We start from the raw sequence: 16,993 nt of genomic DNA, 5'->3' as shown, positions 1-16,993 counted from the left end.
ATTGATCTTTAACATAGCAAAAAAATAAGACCAAATCCGATTTGGTCTTATAAGCTATTATTCTTTTATTACCGCCTTGCGGAATTCTGATGGTGATGAGCCTGTCAGCTTTTTAAACACACGGCTAAAATAATTGGGATCCTTATAGCCAACGGAATAACAAATCTCCTTCAAGCTTTTCCCCGGATTCTCCATTAAGGCCTTTGCCTCTTTAATCCTAATTTCTGTTAAATAATCGATAAACGTCATCCCAAACCGGTCCTTAAACAATTTGCTAAAATAAAACGGACTTAGCTCGACATACTCTGCAACAGATTCTAATGTAATTGTATCGGCAAAATTCTTTTCAATATAATCCTTTGCTTTTTGCAGCATTCCTTTCGCATGATTGGTCCGCCATTGCTGCACGGATTGGACAATGGATATAAGGTGTGCTTTTCCGGCTTCAAGCATCTCAGCAACCTCCTCTGACTGATGAACCACAGGAGTTCGTTCTAAATTCACACCTAGATCATGCAGCATACGGGAAATCAATATGAAGAGCTCATCAAATGATTTTTTTACAACAGCAGCCTCTATCTTTGAGTTCGACTGGTGTTTGGTAATAAAGGAATCAAAGAGAAATAGTACCTTATTCACATCGCCTTGACGAACCGCTTCTAATAATTTTTTCTCCATCTCAAGGATTTCTGAAGCAATGGTTGAATTTTCTTCTTGTTCAGCTTGTTTTACCCCGATTAAATACTTTTGGTTTGGATTTTTCATGAGGTGGTTTAATGCCATCACAGCCTCATGATAGGATTTATTGAGTTCATAGGCATGATGGTAAGGGTGGCCAACGCCAATCCGTAATTCTGCTTGAAAGGACTCTTTTTGAAAATGGGTCAATAAACTTTCAATTACATACTGTGACAGCGATTTAAACAGCAATTTCTCGTTCGATTTTTTCCAAAGAAACAATACAGGCACTTGTAATTCTATTAATGGGCCAATCATGATTTCCTGCTTTTTTACGACCGAATGCAGGGCCTCCTTCAACCAGGTGTACCAAATTTGTTTCTCCGTAGCGGTAAACTCCCTTTGGTCCTTGGGCTTTAGAGAGAAAAGCATGATATAGCCCGTGGTAATCTCCACCCCTAACAATTGTCCCCATTCTTCAAAGGTGATGTCCTGAACTTGGTTAATAATAAGGGAAGAGACCCATTCTTTTTGTGCGAGGGTTACCGCACGGTTTAGGCTTTCCCGGAGACTTTGCTGTTCTTCCTGCTGTTTGCGCTCTTCCTGAATTTCAGAGGAAACCCGCGCGAGGGAGTCTAAAATATCCTGTTTTCTGCTGGGTTTAAGAATATACTCCTTAACTCCCTGCTGCATAACTTCTTTGGCATATTCAAACGTATTAAAGGCCGAAACCATGATGAATTTAATGGCCGCGTTGAGCTTTTTGATTTCCTTGACAGCTTGCACCCCATCCATTCCCGGCATTTTGATATCCATAAAAATAATGTCGGGATTAAGTTCGACGGCCAGTTCTACCGCTTTCCTCCCATTCGGGGCTTCACCAATTACTTCAACATCTTCCACGCTTTTTTGAATCATTTTTCCGATTGCCTTCCGCTCAAGGGCTTCATCATCGACAAGTAGAATTTTAACCACGTTCTCCTCCACCTTCCCCTTCATCAGGCAGGACTAGTCTAAACGTTGTCCCTTTCTCTAGTTCAGATTCAATTTCAACGATCTTGTTTCGCTGATAAAATAACTGAAGCCGTTTAATTACATTTTTCACGCCAATGCCCGTCGAATGGCCCGTCGATTTTTCCAGCTCAAAGTTCTCTTCTTTTTCAATCCCTTGAACATAGTCTTGAAGTTTTTTCTTGGTTGCCGCATCCATGCCTCCCCCGTTATCCTTCACTTCCACGAAAATCCGGTCCACTAGCCGATATATATTTAAGCTGATCACTGCATTTTCCTCGTATTCCTCCACTCCATGGATGAAGGCGTTTTCAACTAAAGGCTGAAGAATTAAACTTGGCATTTCAATATCTAAACAATCCTCTTGAATATCTGTCTTAAACTGAATTCGTTCCCCAAACCTTGTTTGCTGGATATAAAAATACTCTTTCACCACTCTAACCTCATCTCGAAGCGTGGATGCCTTATTTAAATCACCAAGATTATAACGGAGCAAGGCCGCAACCGCTTCAATTAATCTTGAAGTCTCTTCTGCGTCCTCTAGGTAAGCCATTTTAGAAACGGTGTTCAAGGTGTTAAAAAGAAAATGTGGATTGATTTGATTTTGCAGGCTCTTTAATTCCAGTTCCTTTAAGAGCTTGTCCAATTCGGACTTTTGTTTGATTTCAATAACCAGCTGCCTGATATTCGTCCGCATTTGGTTAAACGTTTCTGTTAATAATTTTAATTCATCATTTGTAGAAACCTTAATATCCTCTCCGGAAAAATTTCCTTTCGAAATTTCTTTTGCGGCCTTCGAAAGCTGGCGGATTGGTTTCGTAATTCCACCTGAAATCCACAAAGCAAGTAAGGTACTAAGAAAAAAAGTGGCAGCAAAAAGCGAAATCGCCATTAATTTGTAGTAATGGTTTTGCAATTCGATTTCACCATAAAATTTCTGATAGTCTGTCAGCTTATTATTTAACAATGATAGTGTACTTTCTTGCAGGAACGATGCAATTTTCAACGCTTCATTATAATGATTTGAATAGCGATTTATATCATCTTTTTGAAAAAAATGAATCGAGGAATCGCATTCTTCCAAAAAGCTGTCGATCATATTTTTATAGTTTACAAGGGTAATATCATTGGTGTTAATATCTTGATATAATCTCTTTTGATCTTTGAGCAGTTTTGTCTTTTTTGCTGTATAGTCCTCTAAATAACGTTCTTCTTTATCCAAAATATACGCATGCAGGCTCTCGGTAATTTGGTTAGTCCGTTTTGAGATATCATTTAACAAAAGGAACTGTTCAAAGCTGTTATCGTATTCTACCACCAGTTTTTCACTGCTATTATAAAAATAAAAACCGATGGAGGTTAACAAAACGACAAGCACAATAAAATAAAGCAACAGTTTGGATCTAATTCGGAATAGCATTTTTTTTGCCCGCCTCCATTCTGTTCTGATGTAAGTCGGACAAATCCTTTTTTCTGATTACCTGTGTTTCTGTATGGACAATCGACGGGATATGTTTCTTCTCCATTAGTTCAACCATCATTTTGACCGAACCATATCCCATTTCATAAGGCTGCTGGACTACGGTTGCATTTATGGTTCCTTTTTGAAGATTTGCAATGGTTTCCGGCAGGACATCAAAGCCAATTATATAGATGTCATGCTCTCTCTTTTTCAATTCAACCACTTTAGCAATACTGATTCCATCTAGGGCACTTGTCCCGTAAAAGGCATTGACTTCAGGGTGTTCCTGCAGGATTTGATAGGCCTTCTCCGCTGCCCGAATCCGGCTGATTTGTGATTCTTCGATCGCAACAATATGAATGCCTTTTGCTTTTTTTACTGCATCCTTAAACCCTTTTACCCGCTGAATCATATGATTCGCGTAAAAACTCCCGGTAATGATGGCTACATTGGCCTTTCCCTTTGTATCGGCAATTAGCGCTTTTCCCGCGAGGTAACCTGCATGATAATTGTCCGTACCAATATAAGCAATGCGATGGCTATTGGCTGCATCTGTATCAATCGTAATGACCGGGATTCCATAGGAGGAGACAACCCGATTAATCAGCGGGGTAAACTGCTTGTTGCTCAATCCCTGTGTGATGACTCCATCGACCTTAGCGGCTGCGGACATTTCAATTGTTTTTAAATGCTCATCAATATTCGCCTGTTTCGGCCCGACGTACTCAAGTACCACTCCATAATGCTTAGCCGCAGCTTTTGCTCCCTTTTCGACAAGCCGCCAATATTCGTTGTCAAGCTCTTCAGGAACTAGCACAAAATGATACCGTGCCTCTTCGATTGTTTTCTTCGTTTTTGGTACGTCATGGGTAAAGATTTTATATCCATAAAAAATCGCAAAAGAGCAGCTGATCAAAAAACAAAAGATGCCTAAAATATAAGCGGTTTTGGTTAATCTGCTCATAAAACAACCCCAGTCCCAGTAAGTGAAAAACTAAACTCATTATACGGAATTTTCACAAAATCAACAACGAAATAAAAAGTGACACATAAGGTGACAGGCACCGTTCGTGGACAAAACGCGAAATTTGTGCGTGTGGAGTGGACACAAGGGGAATTAAAAAACTAATCAAACGTTTGATTAAATCCAGCGGAAGCCTTGCGACATATGGCCTTTTTGGAACTAATCAAACGTTTAGTTAAATTTTGAGGGCTGTTTGGGGGAAATGGAGTCACGGTGTTGCTTCGATATAGAATAAATAAGATGAAAAGTCATTTTTTATCAGCGGCAGGTTGAGCCCGATCTGCATGAGTTCGCTGCCAAAATACTCTCGATTCTCATTGTTGAGTTTATAACTTTTTTTAGCCTCCAACCCCCGTAATTTCACACGCTGGAAGGGAGGATTTGGAGATGCCATGGTTTTAAAATAAAACAAGACTGCTTTTATTTTATCCTCTGAAATATACATCCAGGCTGTATCTGTACCAGCAAAGGGACTCATCAGCCGGTAGAGATTTCCAAAACAAACCAACTCCTTGATTTTATGATACTGTTTGATTTGGTCGGCGACCAACTTCTTATCCTCCCTGCTCAGCTTATCGATATTTAATTCAAAGCCAAGATTCCCCGCCATCGCTACATGGCATCTCATTAGGAGAGGTGTTGTCCTGCCCACTTGATGGTTTGGCACATCTGAAACATGGGAGCCCATAGTGATAGCGGGATAGAGCAGGCTCGTTCCGTATTGAATTTTTAACCGCTCGGCAGCATCAGTATCATCACTTGTCCAGGTTTGCGGCATGTAATAAAGCATGCCCGGGTCATACCGGCCGCCGCCTCCAGAACAACTTTCAAATAAGATATCAGGAAAACGTTCAGTCAGCCTCTCTAAGATCCGATACAGTCCCAGCATATAACGGTGAGCGGTTTCCCTTTGCCTTTCAGGCGGCAGTGCTGCGGAACCCACCTCCGTCATATTACGATTCATATCCCATTTAACATAAGCAATTTGGGCACTTCGAAAAACTACAGTTAAGGTATTGATTAAATAATTGCACACGTCTTCCCTGCTTAAATCCAGCACTAATTGATTTCTCGACGGTGTCCGTTTCCTGTCAGGCACATGCAGGCACCAATCCGGATGCTCCCTGTATAGGTTACTATCCGGTGAAACCATTTCCGGCTCCACCCATAATCCAAACTTCATCCCCTTTTTTCGGAGATATTCTTCTAAGCCCTCTAGTCCATTAGGCAGTTTCCTCTTATCAACCACCCAATCCCCCAATGAACTCTTTGCATTGTCCCGATGCCCAAACCAGCCATCATCCAGAACAAACAGCTCAATTCCTAATTCTTTTCCTGCATCAGCGATGGCCTTTAATTTTTTTTCATTAAAATTGAAATAAGTAGCCTCCCAATTATTAATTAAGATTGGCCTCGTTTGATCACGAGAAGCACCACGGCAAACTCTTTTTCTTAAAAATTTATGAAAGATTCGGGACATCCCGCCGAGACCTTCATTTGAATAAACCAGTAGCGCCTCTGGGGCTTGAAAAATTTCTCCCGGTTTTAACAGCCATGTAAAATCAAAGGAATTGATGCCCATGGCAAGCCGTGCGGTTTGAAACGGGTCCACTTCGATGGAAGCCTGAAAATTCCCGCTGTAAACGAGGCTAACCCCATAAACATCACCATTTTCCTCGTCTGCATTTTTGGAAAGCAAGGCGATAAACGGGTTCTGCTGGTGGCTGCTTGCCCCTCTTGCCGATGAAATCATTTGGCTTCCATGGTGCAGCGGCTTTCGCTCAATATGACGCTCCCTGCCCCAGGTGCCGTGGAGATGCAGCCAGTCCCAATTGGCTTGATGGAAATCTACCGACATACTCATACACTTCAAGATTTTTACTTGTTGGGACCCGAGGTGCTCAACGGAGGTGGATCTTGTGATGACTTCGAAGTCCTGATAGATAGAATATTGAAGATGGAGACCAATCCCAAGCTTGGAATCTACCAATGTAATCACGAGGGTTTCGGCTTCAGATCCATCCTCCACATAGGAAGCAGGCAATCCGGTTAAAGGGCGTTTTCCTTGAAAAATTTCATGGGAGTCGTAGATGAATTCTGTAATTGTGGAACCATCGGCGGTTTGGAGTTGATAGCTTGGTGAGCGGAAGTCCCCGTTCCCAAACGCCGGATACTCCTGTGGCAGTGTATCTAGTGAAAATTGCGGATAGGCCGGTTCTGTTGAAGGCGAAAATGCCCTTCCCTTAAATGAAAGAATGGCTGCAGCCTGCTTTGTTTCGACCCGCTTCCCCCAATACAAATGGGCAGGATACTTCCCATGAACAATCTGGATTAGATAGCTGACCTTGCTATTATATAAATGAAAGATTCCATCTTGTTCATTCCACTCAATTGGCATAACCCGTTCCCCCTTAAAACACGTCCTAATTCATCATATTCCCCTGATTGAAAACAATGTTCTATATTTCTAGTAAACCCTGAATGTCCACCTCACACGGACAAAATTAGGGATTTGTCCACGGGCGGTGCCTGTCACTTTGTTATTACTTTGAAGGATATAATTTTGATACACCGAATATATAATTGGGAAGCTATTTTGAAAGGGGAAAGGCTATGAGCTCTGTAAGTGAAAACTTAGCAGTAACAAGGAATGGCTTAGTTGATGAAATTAAATCTCTTACCTATGAGGAATTTAATCATAAGCATGTCAAAGAAAAATGGAGTGTTGCTGAGGTATGCCATCATCTAGTTTTATTGGAGAGACGAACAGCTAAGCTTATTCACCATCTAGTAACCAAGCCAGAAATTAACAAGGCCGAGTCAAAGCCCATCCAACATGCGACTGACCGCTCTACAAAATATATTGCTCCTGAAATCGTGCAGCCCAGCGGAGAGCCATTTGAAGTTCAACAGATGCTGGAAATGTTAAACGATGCTAGAAATAAGCTTCTAAAGGTTTTGGATAGCCTTGAAGATCAAAGCATTTTAGCGGAAAGATCCGCAGCTCACCCTGTCTTTGGAGAACTGCCCTTAACTCAATGGGTAGAACTGATTTATCTCCATGAACTACGGCATATTGAGCAAATAAAAGAGATTAAGCAGCTTGTTAACAGGCATTAAATCTCTCCATAAAAAAGATGCACTCGCCTTTGAGGACATCTTTTTTTATGCGAACAGTATTCCAAATTTTACAAAGGCCCCTTATGCTTCTTAATCATTTTTTTAATAATCCGAATCTGCCCTCGATGGCTTAGTTCATCTTCAAAAACATGGAACCATTTAAAATAGTTGTTCGCAGGGCGGTCCCACCAAAACGGAGTTTGTTCAAACAGCCATTCATCCGGGAGCTTTTTAAACATGGTGATAGTTTCATTCCGAATCTGCGCTAATTTTTCCAAATAATGCTCGATTGGTTGGCCCTTAATCACTTCTCTTGCTGGAGCGCCTAAATCTAACCCAGGGTTCAAACGATCGACCTCTTCATCCGTTAAGTCGCGATTTTCGAAAGTTAAAATTTGATAGGCCTTTTCCACCTCAGCCATATGGTCTAACAGCATACCAATCGAATTTGCTTCCTCATCATAATGAAAGTCGAGCTCCTCAACTGTTAGCGCTTTGACTTCCTCAATGGTGATTGTTCTTGTATAGTTCATCATTGATACTAATTTACTAAACTCAGAACTAAACCCCTCTTTTTGATCAATTAAATATAAAGTATCTAAATTTGCCATATTCCCCTCCAACATTTTGTACAAATACCCAATGTAATAATTCAATTTTTTGAGCCGGAAACCCTTTTTTCAAAAAAATAACCCCTTCGCTTCGGAGGAGGTCAGGGGCTATTATATTCTCAATCTAGAAAAATATGATTATTTATGACGGCACATCTTACAGACTTTGATTGTTACATTTTCCACTGTTTTATACGGATACAATAATTTAATTCTTGTTCTGCCGCACAACGGGCAAGTCCCGCGCCCCCTCGAAGGCAGATAGCTGATCGTTTTCCCCCGATTCCTCTTCGCCATTTCCATCCATCCTATTCAATAAATCTTGTTTCTTTATTAAATGATGGACGGGTACAAAGATTGATAGGCAGATAACTTTTTTCATTAAATTCGGCAAAAAATGGGGACAGTCACGCAAATCAACTGATGTCTCCCCCACACGGACAAAATTGAGGATTTGTCCACGAACGGTGCCTGTCACTTTAATGATTAGGAAGCAGGTCTGAGAGCCTTTTTATTTTTCCATCACCATCTTTAAATACGATATGGTCGCGGGTGAATTTACGAGGGGTATCAATTCCACAGGCTGCTGCTAAGGCGTACAAGCCCTGCCGGACATTTATAATGTAGTTCATAACACGCCATTTCTTTTCCTCCGGGACAAGGGCTTCTTGGTATTTGGGGTCAGTGGTGGTAATACCTGCCGGGCATTTTCCCGTATGACACTGCATCGCCATGATACAGCCACCCGCAATCATGAATCCCCGGGCAGAATTTACGGCATCCGCTCCAATAGCAAGGGCAATCGCAATTTTATCCGCCGAAATCAGCTTTCCAGAAGCAAATATCTTAAATTGATTGCGGACACCATATTCATTTGCCTTATCGACGAATGTAATCAATGCCGGGTACAGCGGCAGCCCCATCGTATCTGCCATTGATTTATAAGTAGCGCCCGTACCGCCTTCGCCGCCATCAATCGTAATGAAATCAGGATAGATATGGAGCTTTTTCATGGTTAAAAATAATTCATCAAGCATGGCCGGCGCCCCAACGACAATCTTGATTCCAACCGGCTTCCCGCCCTCCTTTTGCAGGAGTTTGACAAAGGTAAGCATTTCTACAGCATTTCGTAAAAATGGGAAGCGGTTTGGGGAATTTATGGTCTGACCCACCGGAACCTTTCGGATACTGGCTACTTTAGGAGTAACCTTTGCCCCTTCAAGATGCCCCCCGCGGATTTTTGCGCCTTGGCCAAATTTCAATTCAAACGCTTTAATATTGGGCTCCTCTGCCTTCAACTTAAATTCAGCGAGCGAAAAGTCCCCATTCTGGTCGCGAAATCCAAATAACCCCGGTCCAATCTGGGCGACAACATCCGCCCCGCTATCTAAATGCTCCGGAGCCACTCCTCCTTCTCCTGTATTAATCCACGAACCACCTGCCATTTGGCTGCCGCGACCCGTTGATAAAATATAGTTTTCACCAACTGAACCGTAAGATGTCGCTGAAGCACCGAACGGTCCGAGCAGCCTCCAAGGTACTTTCCGTTCCGGTCCAACAATAATCGCGTCCTCGTTGGGGAATAGCCAGCGGGAGGCTTGATCTTTTTCAAGCTGTTCCCTTCGAGTGAACAGGCCCTCATGTTCAATTTTATATTTCATCGCATGAATCTTTTCCTGATTGTCCACACGAAGTTCCTCTGTTAATAAAGGAAACAAATTATTTGCTATATAGAAACCCGGCTGATCAAAGTTCCTTTTAGAGCCGAAGCTTAAAAGATCATTCCGATATTTTGCCGAAAACACAATACCTAAGAAGTCATATCTTGAAAAAGGTCGGCCGTCATTATCATTTTCATACCAATACTGTCTTAATTTAGGCCCCATCTGTTCTAAAAGGTAACGCGCCCAGCCCAAATACGGATGCAGTCGGATAATCGAGTGCTGAGGTCTTTTTGCGATACTCCGAAGCCATAAGAATAAACTGAGCAGCCCCATAACAAATACAACCAAAATGATAATCAGAGCAGTCATAAATATCCATAATCCCCTTTTGCATGGTAGCTATATTACAATCAATCTATGCAAAAGAAGTGAGGTTGTTATTAAAGGAATCTATTGTATCCTTTTTAAATGTGAAATTGGTGAAAAGACAAACCAAGGATGCCCTTTTAACGAGAGCATCCTTGGTTATTCAAAATATATTCAACCACAGAAACTGTCCATTCCACACGAACAAAATCGCTAATCTGTCCACGAACGGTGCCTGTCACTTTAATAGTGGCACTTTGATTGTGGCACTTTGATTGTCACAATGTTCTATCAACCGCTAATTTTGGTATCAGCCTTTGATGTTTTTTTATCTTTAAAGTAGTATCCAAAGTAGCAGATGAGCAAGAAGCCGATTCCAACTAGTAGTCCTACTAACTGGGTTGGATCAAAGGCCAGGAAGATTAAGATCGATATGCAAAATACGATACAAATAATTGGAATCAACGGATAGAACGGAACCTTGTAGAGCAAATCCTCCAATTTTCCGCCATCCTGTAAATATTTACGACGGAACATCAATTGGGAGAGAGCAATTCCAATCCAGGATATGGTCACAGAGATACCGGCAATCGACATTAATAACACAAACACAGTATCCGCAGCAATCACGCTTGTTAACAAGGATAAAAGGGAAAAAATCATCGTAAATACAAGAGCAGTAAATGGAACTTTACGTTTTGAAAGTTTTCCAAAGTACTTCGGTGCCATTCCCTCCCCTGCCATCGCCCACAGCAAACGAGTCGAAGCATAAATACATGAGTTCCCTACAGATAAAATGGCGGTCAAAATAATAAAGTTCATAATATCAGGGGCGAACGGGATCCCCGCCAAATCCATTAAGGTTACAAACGGGCTCTCTAACAATCCTAATTCTTTCGTTGGGAAAATCGCTGATAAAATCACAATCGAAGCAAGATAAAAAACAATAATTCTAAAAAGAACGTTTCGAATGGCACGAGGGATGTTTTTCTCGGGCTCTTCACTTTCTCCTGCCGCAATCCCAATCAATTCCGAGCCTTGGTATGAAAAAATAACATTCATCATTGTCGTAAAGAGAATGACAAATCCGGTCGGGAACAATCCTGATGGAGCAAAATTTTTCGCGTACGGTGCCGGACGGTCGGATAAAGGAATGATACCAAAAATAGCTCCCAGCCCAATAATTATAAAGAAAATAACCGCAATTACCTTAATCCCAGCAAACCAATATTCAGCCTCGGCAAAGCCTTTTGTCGTTAAGGCATTCAGTAAAAATAACAAGGCGATAAAAATCGCACACCAAATCCAAACCGATATATCAGGAAACCATCGTTTCATCAGAATTCCGGCAGCGGTAAATTCCACCCCGGCCGTTGTTGCCGATCCAATAAAGTACATCCACCCCAGTGAAAATCCTGCCGAAGGATTAATAAATTTAGTTGCATAGGTTTGGAAGGAACCGGTAACAGGCATATAGACAGCTAGTTCACCAAGACAAACCATAACTAAATAAAGAATAATTCCGCCAAATAAATAGCCAATTAACGAGCCGCCCACTCCTGCTTGATGAATCGTATACCCTGCATTTAAAAATAATCCTGTTCCAATGACACCCCCAAGCGACAGCATAAATAAATGCCGGCGCTTCATGGAACGATTCAACTGATTTTGCTGATTTTGCTGAGCCCCTTGTTCCATCACTTCCCACACCCTTCGTTTAATGTATTATGAACGGACAACAGGACATGTAAGACATGTCGGACCGCCAGTTCCCAAGTAAGAAATTTCATTTCCTTCGTACTCATAAACCATTGCCCCGGCATCAAGTAACTGTTGCTTCGTGGAAGGGTTTTCAGAGGCAATCATACAAACACGCGGTGCCAGAGCAAGAACATTACACCCGAGTCGAAGATATTCATCATCTGGAACCTCTATTAATTGAATGCCGCGCTCAATCAGCATTTGCCGTAGAAATACAGGCATTAATCTTGAATAAACAACAGCTAAATCCTCATCAACCAGGCTAATAAACGACATAAGATGGAGACATTCATCCTCGCCTTGGTCATGCGGAAGCTGCACGACAATAAATTCATCCACTAAATCCTTCGTGATTTCTTTTAACTGCCGGATCGCCTCATCATTAGTGCGATAACCACGGCCAACAAGCAGTGTCCGGTCATTAAGCCAGACAATGTCTCCGCCATCACAAACAGCATCGCCAGTAAGTTCCCCAATAATCGGAATTCCTTTTTCCTGTAAAAATTGCTTATATACCTCGGCTTCAGGCTGGCGCAGTTTTTTTCCTGATTTTAAAATCATTGCTCCATTTTTGGTGAACTTAACAGGATCATGGGCATAGAGCGAGTCTAAACCGACACTCTCTGAAGCTGGTAAAAAATCAATCTGTTCTACATGCTGTTTCAAAATAGAAAGGAACTTTTCATATTCATGTTGAGCTTTTGTAAAATCAGGCTCCTCAAGGTAGTTGAACTTTTTCCATTCCTTACTTAAATGTTCCTGGTTAAGAAACGCATCTTTTGGATGCTTCACAATGACATGACCTAGTTTTTTATGCATGGATTGACTGTACGACAAATTTACCCCTCCTACTTTTCCGCATATTGGAATACATTTCCCCATAAAGGAAAAATCTATTAATGAAATAGTATGATAGATGAAATCGTATGTCAATATTTTATGAATTTACTGAATAATTTTGTTTTTAAATTTTTCCCGCTATAGTAGATAATAGAAAGGAATAGGAGTTGAGCATATGCAGACAATTGACCGCGCCATGCAGGTTGCGGCTGTCCTTGCCGGAAGTGAAACAAAAAAGTGGTTTTCTATTACCGATTTATCGAAGGAATGTGAGTTACCTGTAAGTACAATGCATCGAATCTTACAATCCATGAAAAAACATGGTTTGATTCAACAGGACCCCGATTTAAAGCTCTATTCGTTAGGGACTAAGTGGTTAGAGTATGGTTTGCAAATGTATGATACTTTTGACTTTGTTGGTCAGATCCGTCCGGAAATGGAAAAATTAATGCTAGAGGTTGAAGAGAGTGTGTATTTTAGTAAACCAATTGGACTGGAATCGTTGATTGTCGAGAGGATTGACTGCCAGCAAAACCCGATTCGTATCTATGATCAATTAGGGATCCGAATTCCTCTGAATGTCGGTGCTGCTAATAAAGCGATGCTAGCAAACATGCCAAAATCAGAGGCAGCAAAAATCGTAGATGCTCTGGTTCCGAAGGAGGAGAAGGAGGCTTTTATTGGAGTTTTAAATGAGGTTCGTGCAAAGGGATTTGGAGAGAGCCACGGAGAGAAAACACCAGGAACTTCCTCTGTTGCGGCACCGGTTTTTAATCAATTAAATGAACTGATGGGTGCCATTAGCATCGGGTACGTTTCCTTTAATATATCAGAAGAAAGACAAACCTTTTTAAAGGAAAAAGTAGTCGAATATGGAATCCGCATTTCCTCCAAATTAGGATACAAATTTTAAGGCAGAAGCCGATTTCTAAGCTTCTGCCTTTTTGTTTCGCACCTCTATCCAATAGACCGTCCACCCCACACGGACAAATTTGGCCTTTTGTCCACGAACGGTGCCTGTCACCATAGTGGTCACTCTAGGATGATTTGGTGGTTGCTATGGTTGGGCGGCACCATTGGGTATACATTTTCCTCTTCTACTACATCGAATTCTATTAAAGCTGGTCCGCTGTGCTTAAATGCCTCTGCTATCACCCGTCCAGCTTCATTCTCGGTACGAGCCTTATATCCGGGGACGCCATAAGCCTCTGCCAGTTTCGCAAAACTTGGTGAGCCAATTTTTACGGAAGAATAGCGGCCATGGTAAAAGAGCTCCTGCCACTGACGAACCATTCCGAGATATCCATTATTGAGGATCGCAATCTTGATCGGAAGTTGATATTTTACTGCTATGATTAATTCCTGCAGGTTCATTTGAAAGCTGCCGTCACCAGATACACAGAGGACCGGATTTCCCGGACATGCCGCTGCTGCACCAATTGCCGCTGGCAGCCCATACCCCATTGTTCCCAAACCACCGGATGTAATCAGTGTTCTAGGGGTTGAGAAAGCATAATGATGTGCTGTCCAAATTTGGTGCTGTCCCACATCCGTAACAACGATTGTATCCTGAGCTGAATATTCATCCAGCTTTTTTATCACCGTCTGCGGGCTAAGATGACTATGAGACTTGTCAAATCGCGGCACTGTCCGCTTCCACCCAATTACTTCATTTGTCCAAATTTTAACATTTCTTAAACTCTGCTGATAATCTAAACGCCCTTTAAGCTCGAGAAGAAACTCTTTTGCATCACTGACAATCGGCAGGTCCACCGCAATGATCTTGTTGATTTCAGCCGGATCCACATCGACATGGATTTTCTTTGATTTTGGTGAAAACCCGCTGATTTTCCCTGTGACCCGGTCACTAAAACGGACCCCGATACTAATTAGTAAATCACATTGGTGAACAGCTTTATTCGCAGCAAATGTCCCATGCATCCCCAGCATTCCCAAGTACAGCGGATTTGCAGCCTTCATCGCACCAATTCCCATAAGGGAGCTGACCACCGGTATTCGAGCCTGCCGAACAATTTCCCTTAAAAATTCGGCTGCCCCGGAAGAAATCACTCCACCGCCAATAAATAGAACCGGTTTTCTTGCAGCTTCAATCAATTCTACTGCCGATTCAATCGATTTTTCGATCTGTCCCTTTTTTACTTGACCCCGAGGGCGCGGATAACTTAGAAGTCCATCCTGATTATTCGTTGAAGGTCCCGCCGCATATTCAATTAATACAGGGCCGGGTCTGCCCTCTGCTGCTATGGTTAAGGCATTTTGCAGTGCCTCGGATAAACAGCCCCAATCAGTTAGTTTAAAAGAATACTTTGTAATCGGCAGCGTGATTCCCAAAACATCCAACTCTTGAAATGCTTCCTCAATTTGCGGCTTGGTTACGAGCGGACCCGTGACTATGACAAGGGGTACTGAATCGCTATAAGCCGTTGCAATTCCTGTAATTGCGTTAGTTACTCCGGCAGCGCTTGATAGGAGGACGACACCGGGTTTCCCCGTCGCACGGGCAAAGCCATCTGCTGCATGAACCGCGGCCTGTTCATGATTTAATTGAACGTAACGAATATTTGATTGGTCAACGCCTGGAAGCAGGCCACGGTCATCACATCCAAAAACACAATCCACTTCTAAAAGGCTTAAAGACTCAAATAATTCAATTTTTTCTGTAACCTCTTTTTGTAAAAGCATATCTTCACCCGATTTCCAATTTTTTAATATTTTAAATCATCGGAAATCAAAAGTATGTGAGATATATCATGCTTAACTATAATTTTGGGAGTCTATCTAAAAGATATGGGCACCCGGGTCCACCCCACACGGACAAAAATAGCCATTTGTCCACGAACGGTGCCTGTCACTTTTTTTTGATTCCGGTTAGGATGGCGTAGCCGTTTTTGACTTTGGCTGTGGCTAGGATTTCTCCTTTTACTGAGGCCGCTTCCCAATCCATTCCTGTGTTATCCTCAACAAAATATTTATCCAAGCTGTATTGAATGAAGGCAACTTCTTTTTGGTCCCGATTATCCCCTACATAGTCCAAGGTTCCTTTTAGATATACAGCGCCAGATTTCGGTTTTACAAGAGAGACCTTGGCCGGGGTGTCAATTCCATTCTTTTTTACCAGTGTCACGTACACCTTGATCTCACCTCGCCCCTCTTTTAGCTCATTTAGTACTCCCTCTTCCACCAACTCCTTCGGGACCTCCTCCGCTTCATACCGAAGGGTCACATAATCGCCCCGAAACAAATCCGTTGGGTCAACTGGAATGGTTTGAAGAATGACTTCTTTCCCGGTCATCAAAGTATATAAAGGGGTAAAGCACATACCAAGGAGGATGACTACCGGTACCAAGCAAGCCAATATCAACTGCTTTCCCCTCGTCTGCTTATTCATGAACTCTCCCCCTTTTTTCCTCTGTTTTTCAAAATAAAAACCAAATCCAAGCAGGAGAAGTCCGCCTATGATAAACACAAGCGATTTTGGCAGAAAGTCAAATGATAGGTCGATATAAAACCGGAAAATCAATCCGCAAAGAATCACAATGCTAAACAAACTGCCCCGATTCACTAAAAATAGTACAAAAATCAGGTAAAGAATTGAGAACGGAATATACACCCAACCAATCGAAGAAGGCCAGACATCCTCGAAGGATAGCATCAGAGCCGCTACCCCATGAATAAGGTGTCCCAATAAAACATAGACATCTCTAATTTTTGATCTTCTAAGAATAAGCGCGATGCCAAGAGCTAAATAGATTACCCCATAAACATATAAGAACTCATCGTCTCCTCCGATAAAGAAGGTAATAACCGTGCTGATAAAAACAAGTTGCTGCAGCCCGTTCACAAACCCCACTGCTCGCGAAAAACCAATTTTTTCATTCAGGAAATAAATCATCGCTATCAACAGAATCGTCCAAATTGGGATACGGTCTCCTTGAAGGAACGGTTCATCCAGCATATAAATAAGGGTAAACAGAGCAGAAACAAGGAGAATCCATTTGTCCCGCAGCACCCAGGCTAAAGGCAGAATACCAATGGACCACCATAAAAAAGCCCCCTGAAAACTGCCGCCAAAATGGAACATTTGTCCAATCAAGAATATTCCCGCTCCGAAAACCATCACACCCAGATAATAAAAGCTTCTAGATGTTTTTGGTAAGCTTTTTTCCAGCTTGAATCCAGCAAAGTTGCATCCAAGGTACAAACAGAGAATAAACAGAAACTTAATTGTCTTTCCAATTTCACTCCAATTGCTGGCGATAAAACTAAGAATCCCTACCCCAATTAAAATGGATCCAACATATAAGAGAGTTTTTGTAAAAGATAGCTTTTCCTCCACTTTATATAACTCTTGAATTTCTTTGGCTTTCCCCTGGGGATGGTCTCTGAATCCTCTAAAAACTGAAGTTCCCGCTTTAAAAATTCAAACTCATTCTGT

13 protein-coding genes are annotated in these 16,993 nt (G+C 41.9%); 2 read left to right on the top strand and 11 right to left on the bottom strand.

Annotated features, from left to right (window positions below):
* Positions 1 to 57 precede the first annotated feature (57 nt).
* The 4 genes from RCG21_RS04455 to RCG21_RS04440 form a co-directional block, all read right to left on the bottom strand.
* Entirely contained in the window at positions 58 to 1,653 is a 1,596-nt protein-coding gene (locus tag RCG21_RS04455; protein ID WP_308912896.1) for a response regulator, read from the bottom strand.
* Positions 1,646 to 3,109, bottom strand: coding sequence for a sensor histidine kinase (locus RCG21_RS04450; RefSeq protein ID WP_308912895.1), 1,464 nt, complete (start codon positions 3,107 to 3,109; stop codon positions 1,646 to 1,648). Before RCG21_RS04450 ends, RCG21_RS04455 begins: the two co-directional genes overlap by 8 nt.
* The gene (locus RCG21_RS04445; RefSeq protein ID WP_133338130.1) at positions 3,093 to 4,115 is read right to left on the bottom strand and encodes a sugar-binding protein; all 1,023 of its coding nucleotides are present in this window, start codon (positions 4,113 to 4,115) and stop codon (positions 3,093 to 3,095) included. Before RCG21_RS04445 ends, RCG21_RS04450 begins: the two co-directional genes overlap by 17 nt.
* A gap of 268 nt (positions 4,116 to 4,383) precedes the next feature.
* Positions 4,384 to 6,573, bottom strand: a complete 2,190-nt coding sequence (locus RCG21_RS04440) for an alpha-galactosidase (RefSeq protein WP_308912894.1) — start codon at positions 6,571 to 6,573, stop codon at positions 4,384 to 4,386.
* 215 nt (positions 6,574 to 6,788) lie between these two features.
* Here RCG21_RS04440 and RCG21_RS04435 point away from each other — a divergent pair, with 215 nt between their 5' ends.
* Positions 6,789 to 7,295, top strand: a complete 507-nt coding sequence (locus RCG21_RS04435) for a DinB family protein (RefSeq protein ID WP_133338126.1) — start codon at positions 6,789 to 6,791, stop codon at positions 7,293 to 7,295.
* 68 nt (positions 7,296 to 7,363) lie between these two features.
* Here RCG21_RS04435 and RCG21_RS04430 read toward each other — a convergent pair whose 3' ends face one another.
* The 5 genes from RCG21_RS04430 to RCG21_RS04415 form a co-directional block, all read right to left on the bottom strand.
* Positions 7,364 to 7,906, bottom strand: coding sequence for a DinB family protein (locus tag RCG21_RS04430; RefSeq protein ID WP_235824907.1), 543 nt, complete (start codon positions 7,904 to 7,906; stop codon positions 7,364 to 7,366).
* A 138-nt stretch (positions 7,907 to 8,044) separates the two neighbouring features.
* Positions 8,045 to 8,203, bottom strand: a complete 159-nt coding sequence (locus RCG21_RS33750; protein ID WP_165976348.1) for a hypothetical protein — start codon at positions 8,201 to 8,203, stop codon at positions 8,045 to 8,047.
* A gap of 182 nt (positions 8,204 to 8,385) precedes the next feature.
* Positions 8,386 to 9,939 carry a glutamate synthase-related protein gene (locus tag RCG21_RS04425; protein ID WP_372512571.1) on the bottom strand — a complete coding sequence of 518 codons (1,554 nt, stop codon included), beginning with the start codon at positions 9,937 to 9,939 and terminating at the stop codon, positions 8,386 to 8,388.
* 288 nt (positions 9,940 to 10,227) lie between these two features.
* A complete protein-coding gene (locus RCG21_RS04420; protein ID WP_133338122.1) occupies positions 10,228 to 11,634 on the bottom strand; it encodes an amino acid permease in 1,407 nt (468 codons plus the stop codon).
* Positions 11,635 to 11,661: 27 nt separating this feature from the next.
* Positions 11,662 to 12,516, bottom strand: coding sequence for a dimethylarginine dimethylaminohydrolase family protein (locus RCG21_RS04415; protein ID WP_133338238.1), 855 nt, complete (start codon positions 12,514 to 12,516; stop codon positions 11,662 to 11,664).
* Between the two features lie 196 nt (positions 12,517 to 12,712).
* Here RCG21_RS04415 and RCG21_RS04410 point away from each other — a divergent pair, with 196 nt between their 5' ends.
* A complete protein-coding gene (locus tag RCG21_RS04410; RefSeq protein ID WP_308912893.1) occupies positions 12,713 to 13,450 on the top strand; it encodes an IclR family transcriptional regulator in 738 nt (245 codons plus the stop codon).
* A gap of 119 nt (positions 13,451 to 13,569) precedes the next feature.
* Here the strand turns inward: RCG21_RS04410 and ilvB are convergent, their stop codons facing one another.
* Both ilvB and RCG21_RS04400 read right to left on the bottom strand, forming a co-directional pair.
* Positions 13,570 to 15,240, bottom strand: a complete 1,671-nt coding sequence (gene ilvB / locus RCG21_RS04405; RefSeq protein ID WP_308912892.1) for a biosynthetic-type acetolactate synthase large subunit — start codon at positions 15,238 to 15,240, stop codon at positions 13,570 to 13,572.
* A gap of 166 nt (positions 15,241 to 15,406) precedes the next feature.
* A complete protein-coding gene (locus RCG21_RS04400) occupies positions 15,407 to 16,912 on the bottom strand; it encodes a GDYXXLXY domain-containing protein (protein WP_308914245.1) in 1,506 nt (501 codons plus the stop codon).
* Positions 16,913 to 16,993: the final 81 nt, after the last annotated feature.

It is taken from the genome of Bacillus salipaludis, from assembly GCF_030938565.1.
Taxonomy (GTDB): domain Bacteria; phylum Bacillota; class Bacilli; order Bacillales; family Cytobacillaceae; genus Neobacillus; species Neobacillus salipaludis_A.
This window is presented reverse-complemented; position numbering and strand designations above follow the sequence as displayed.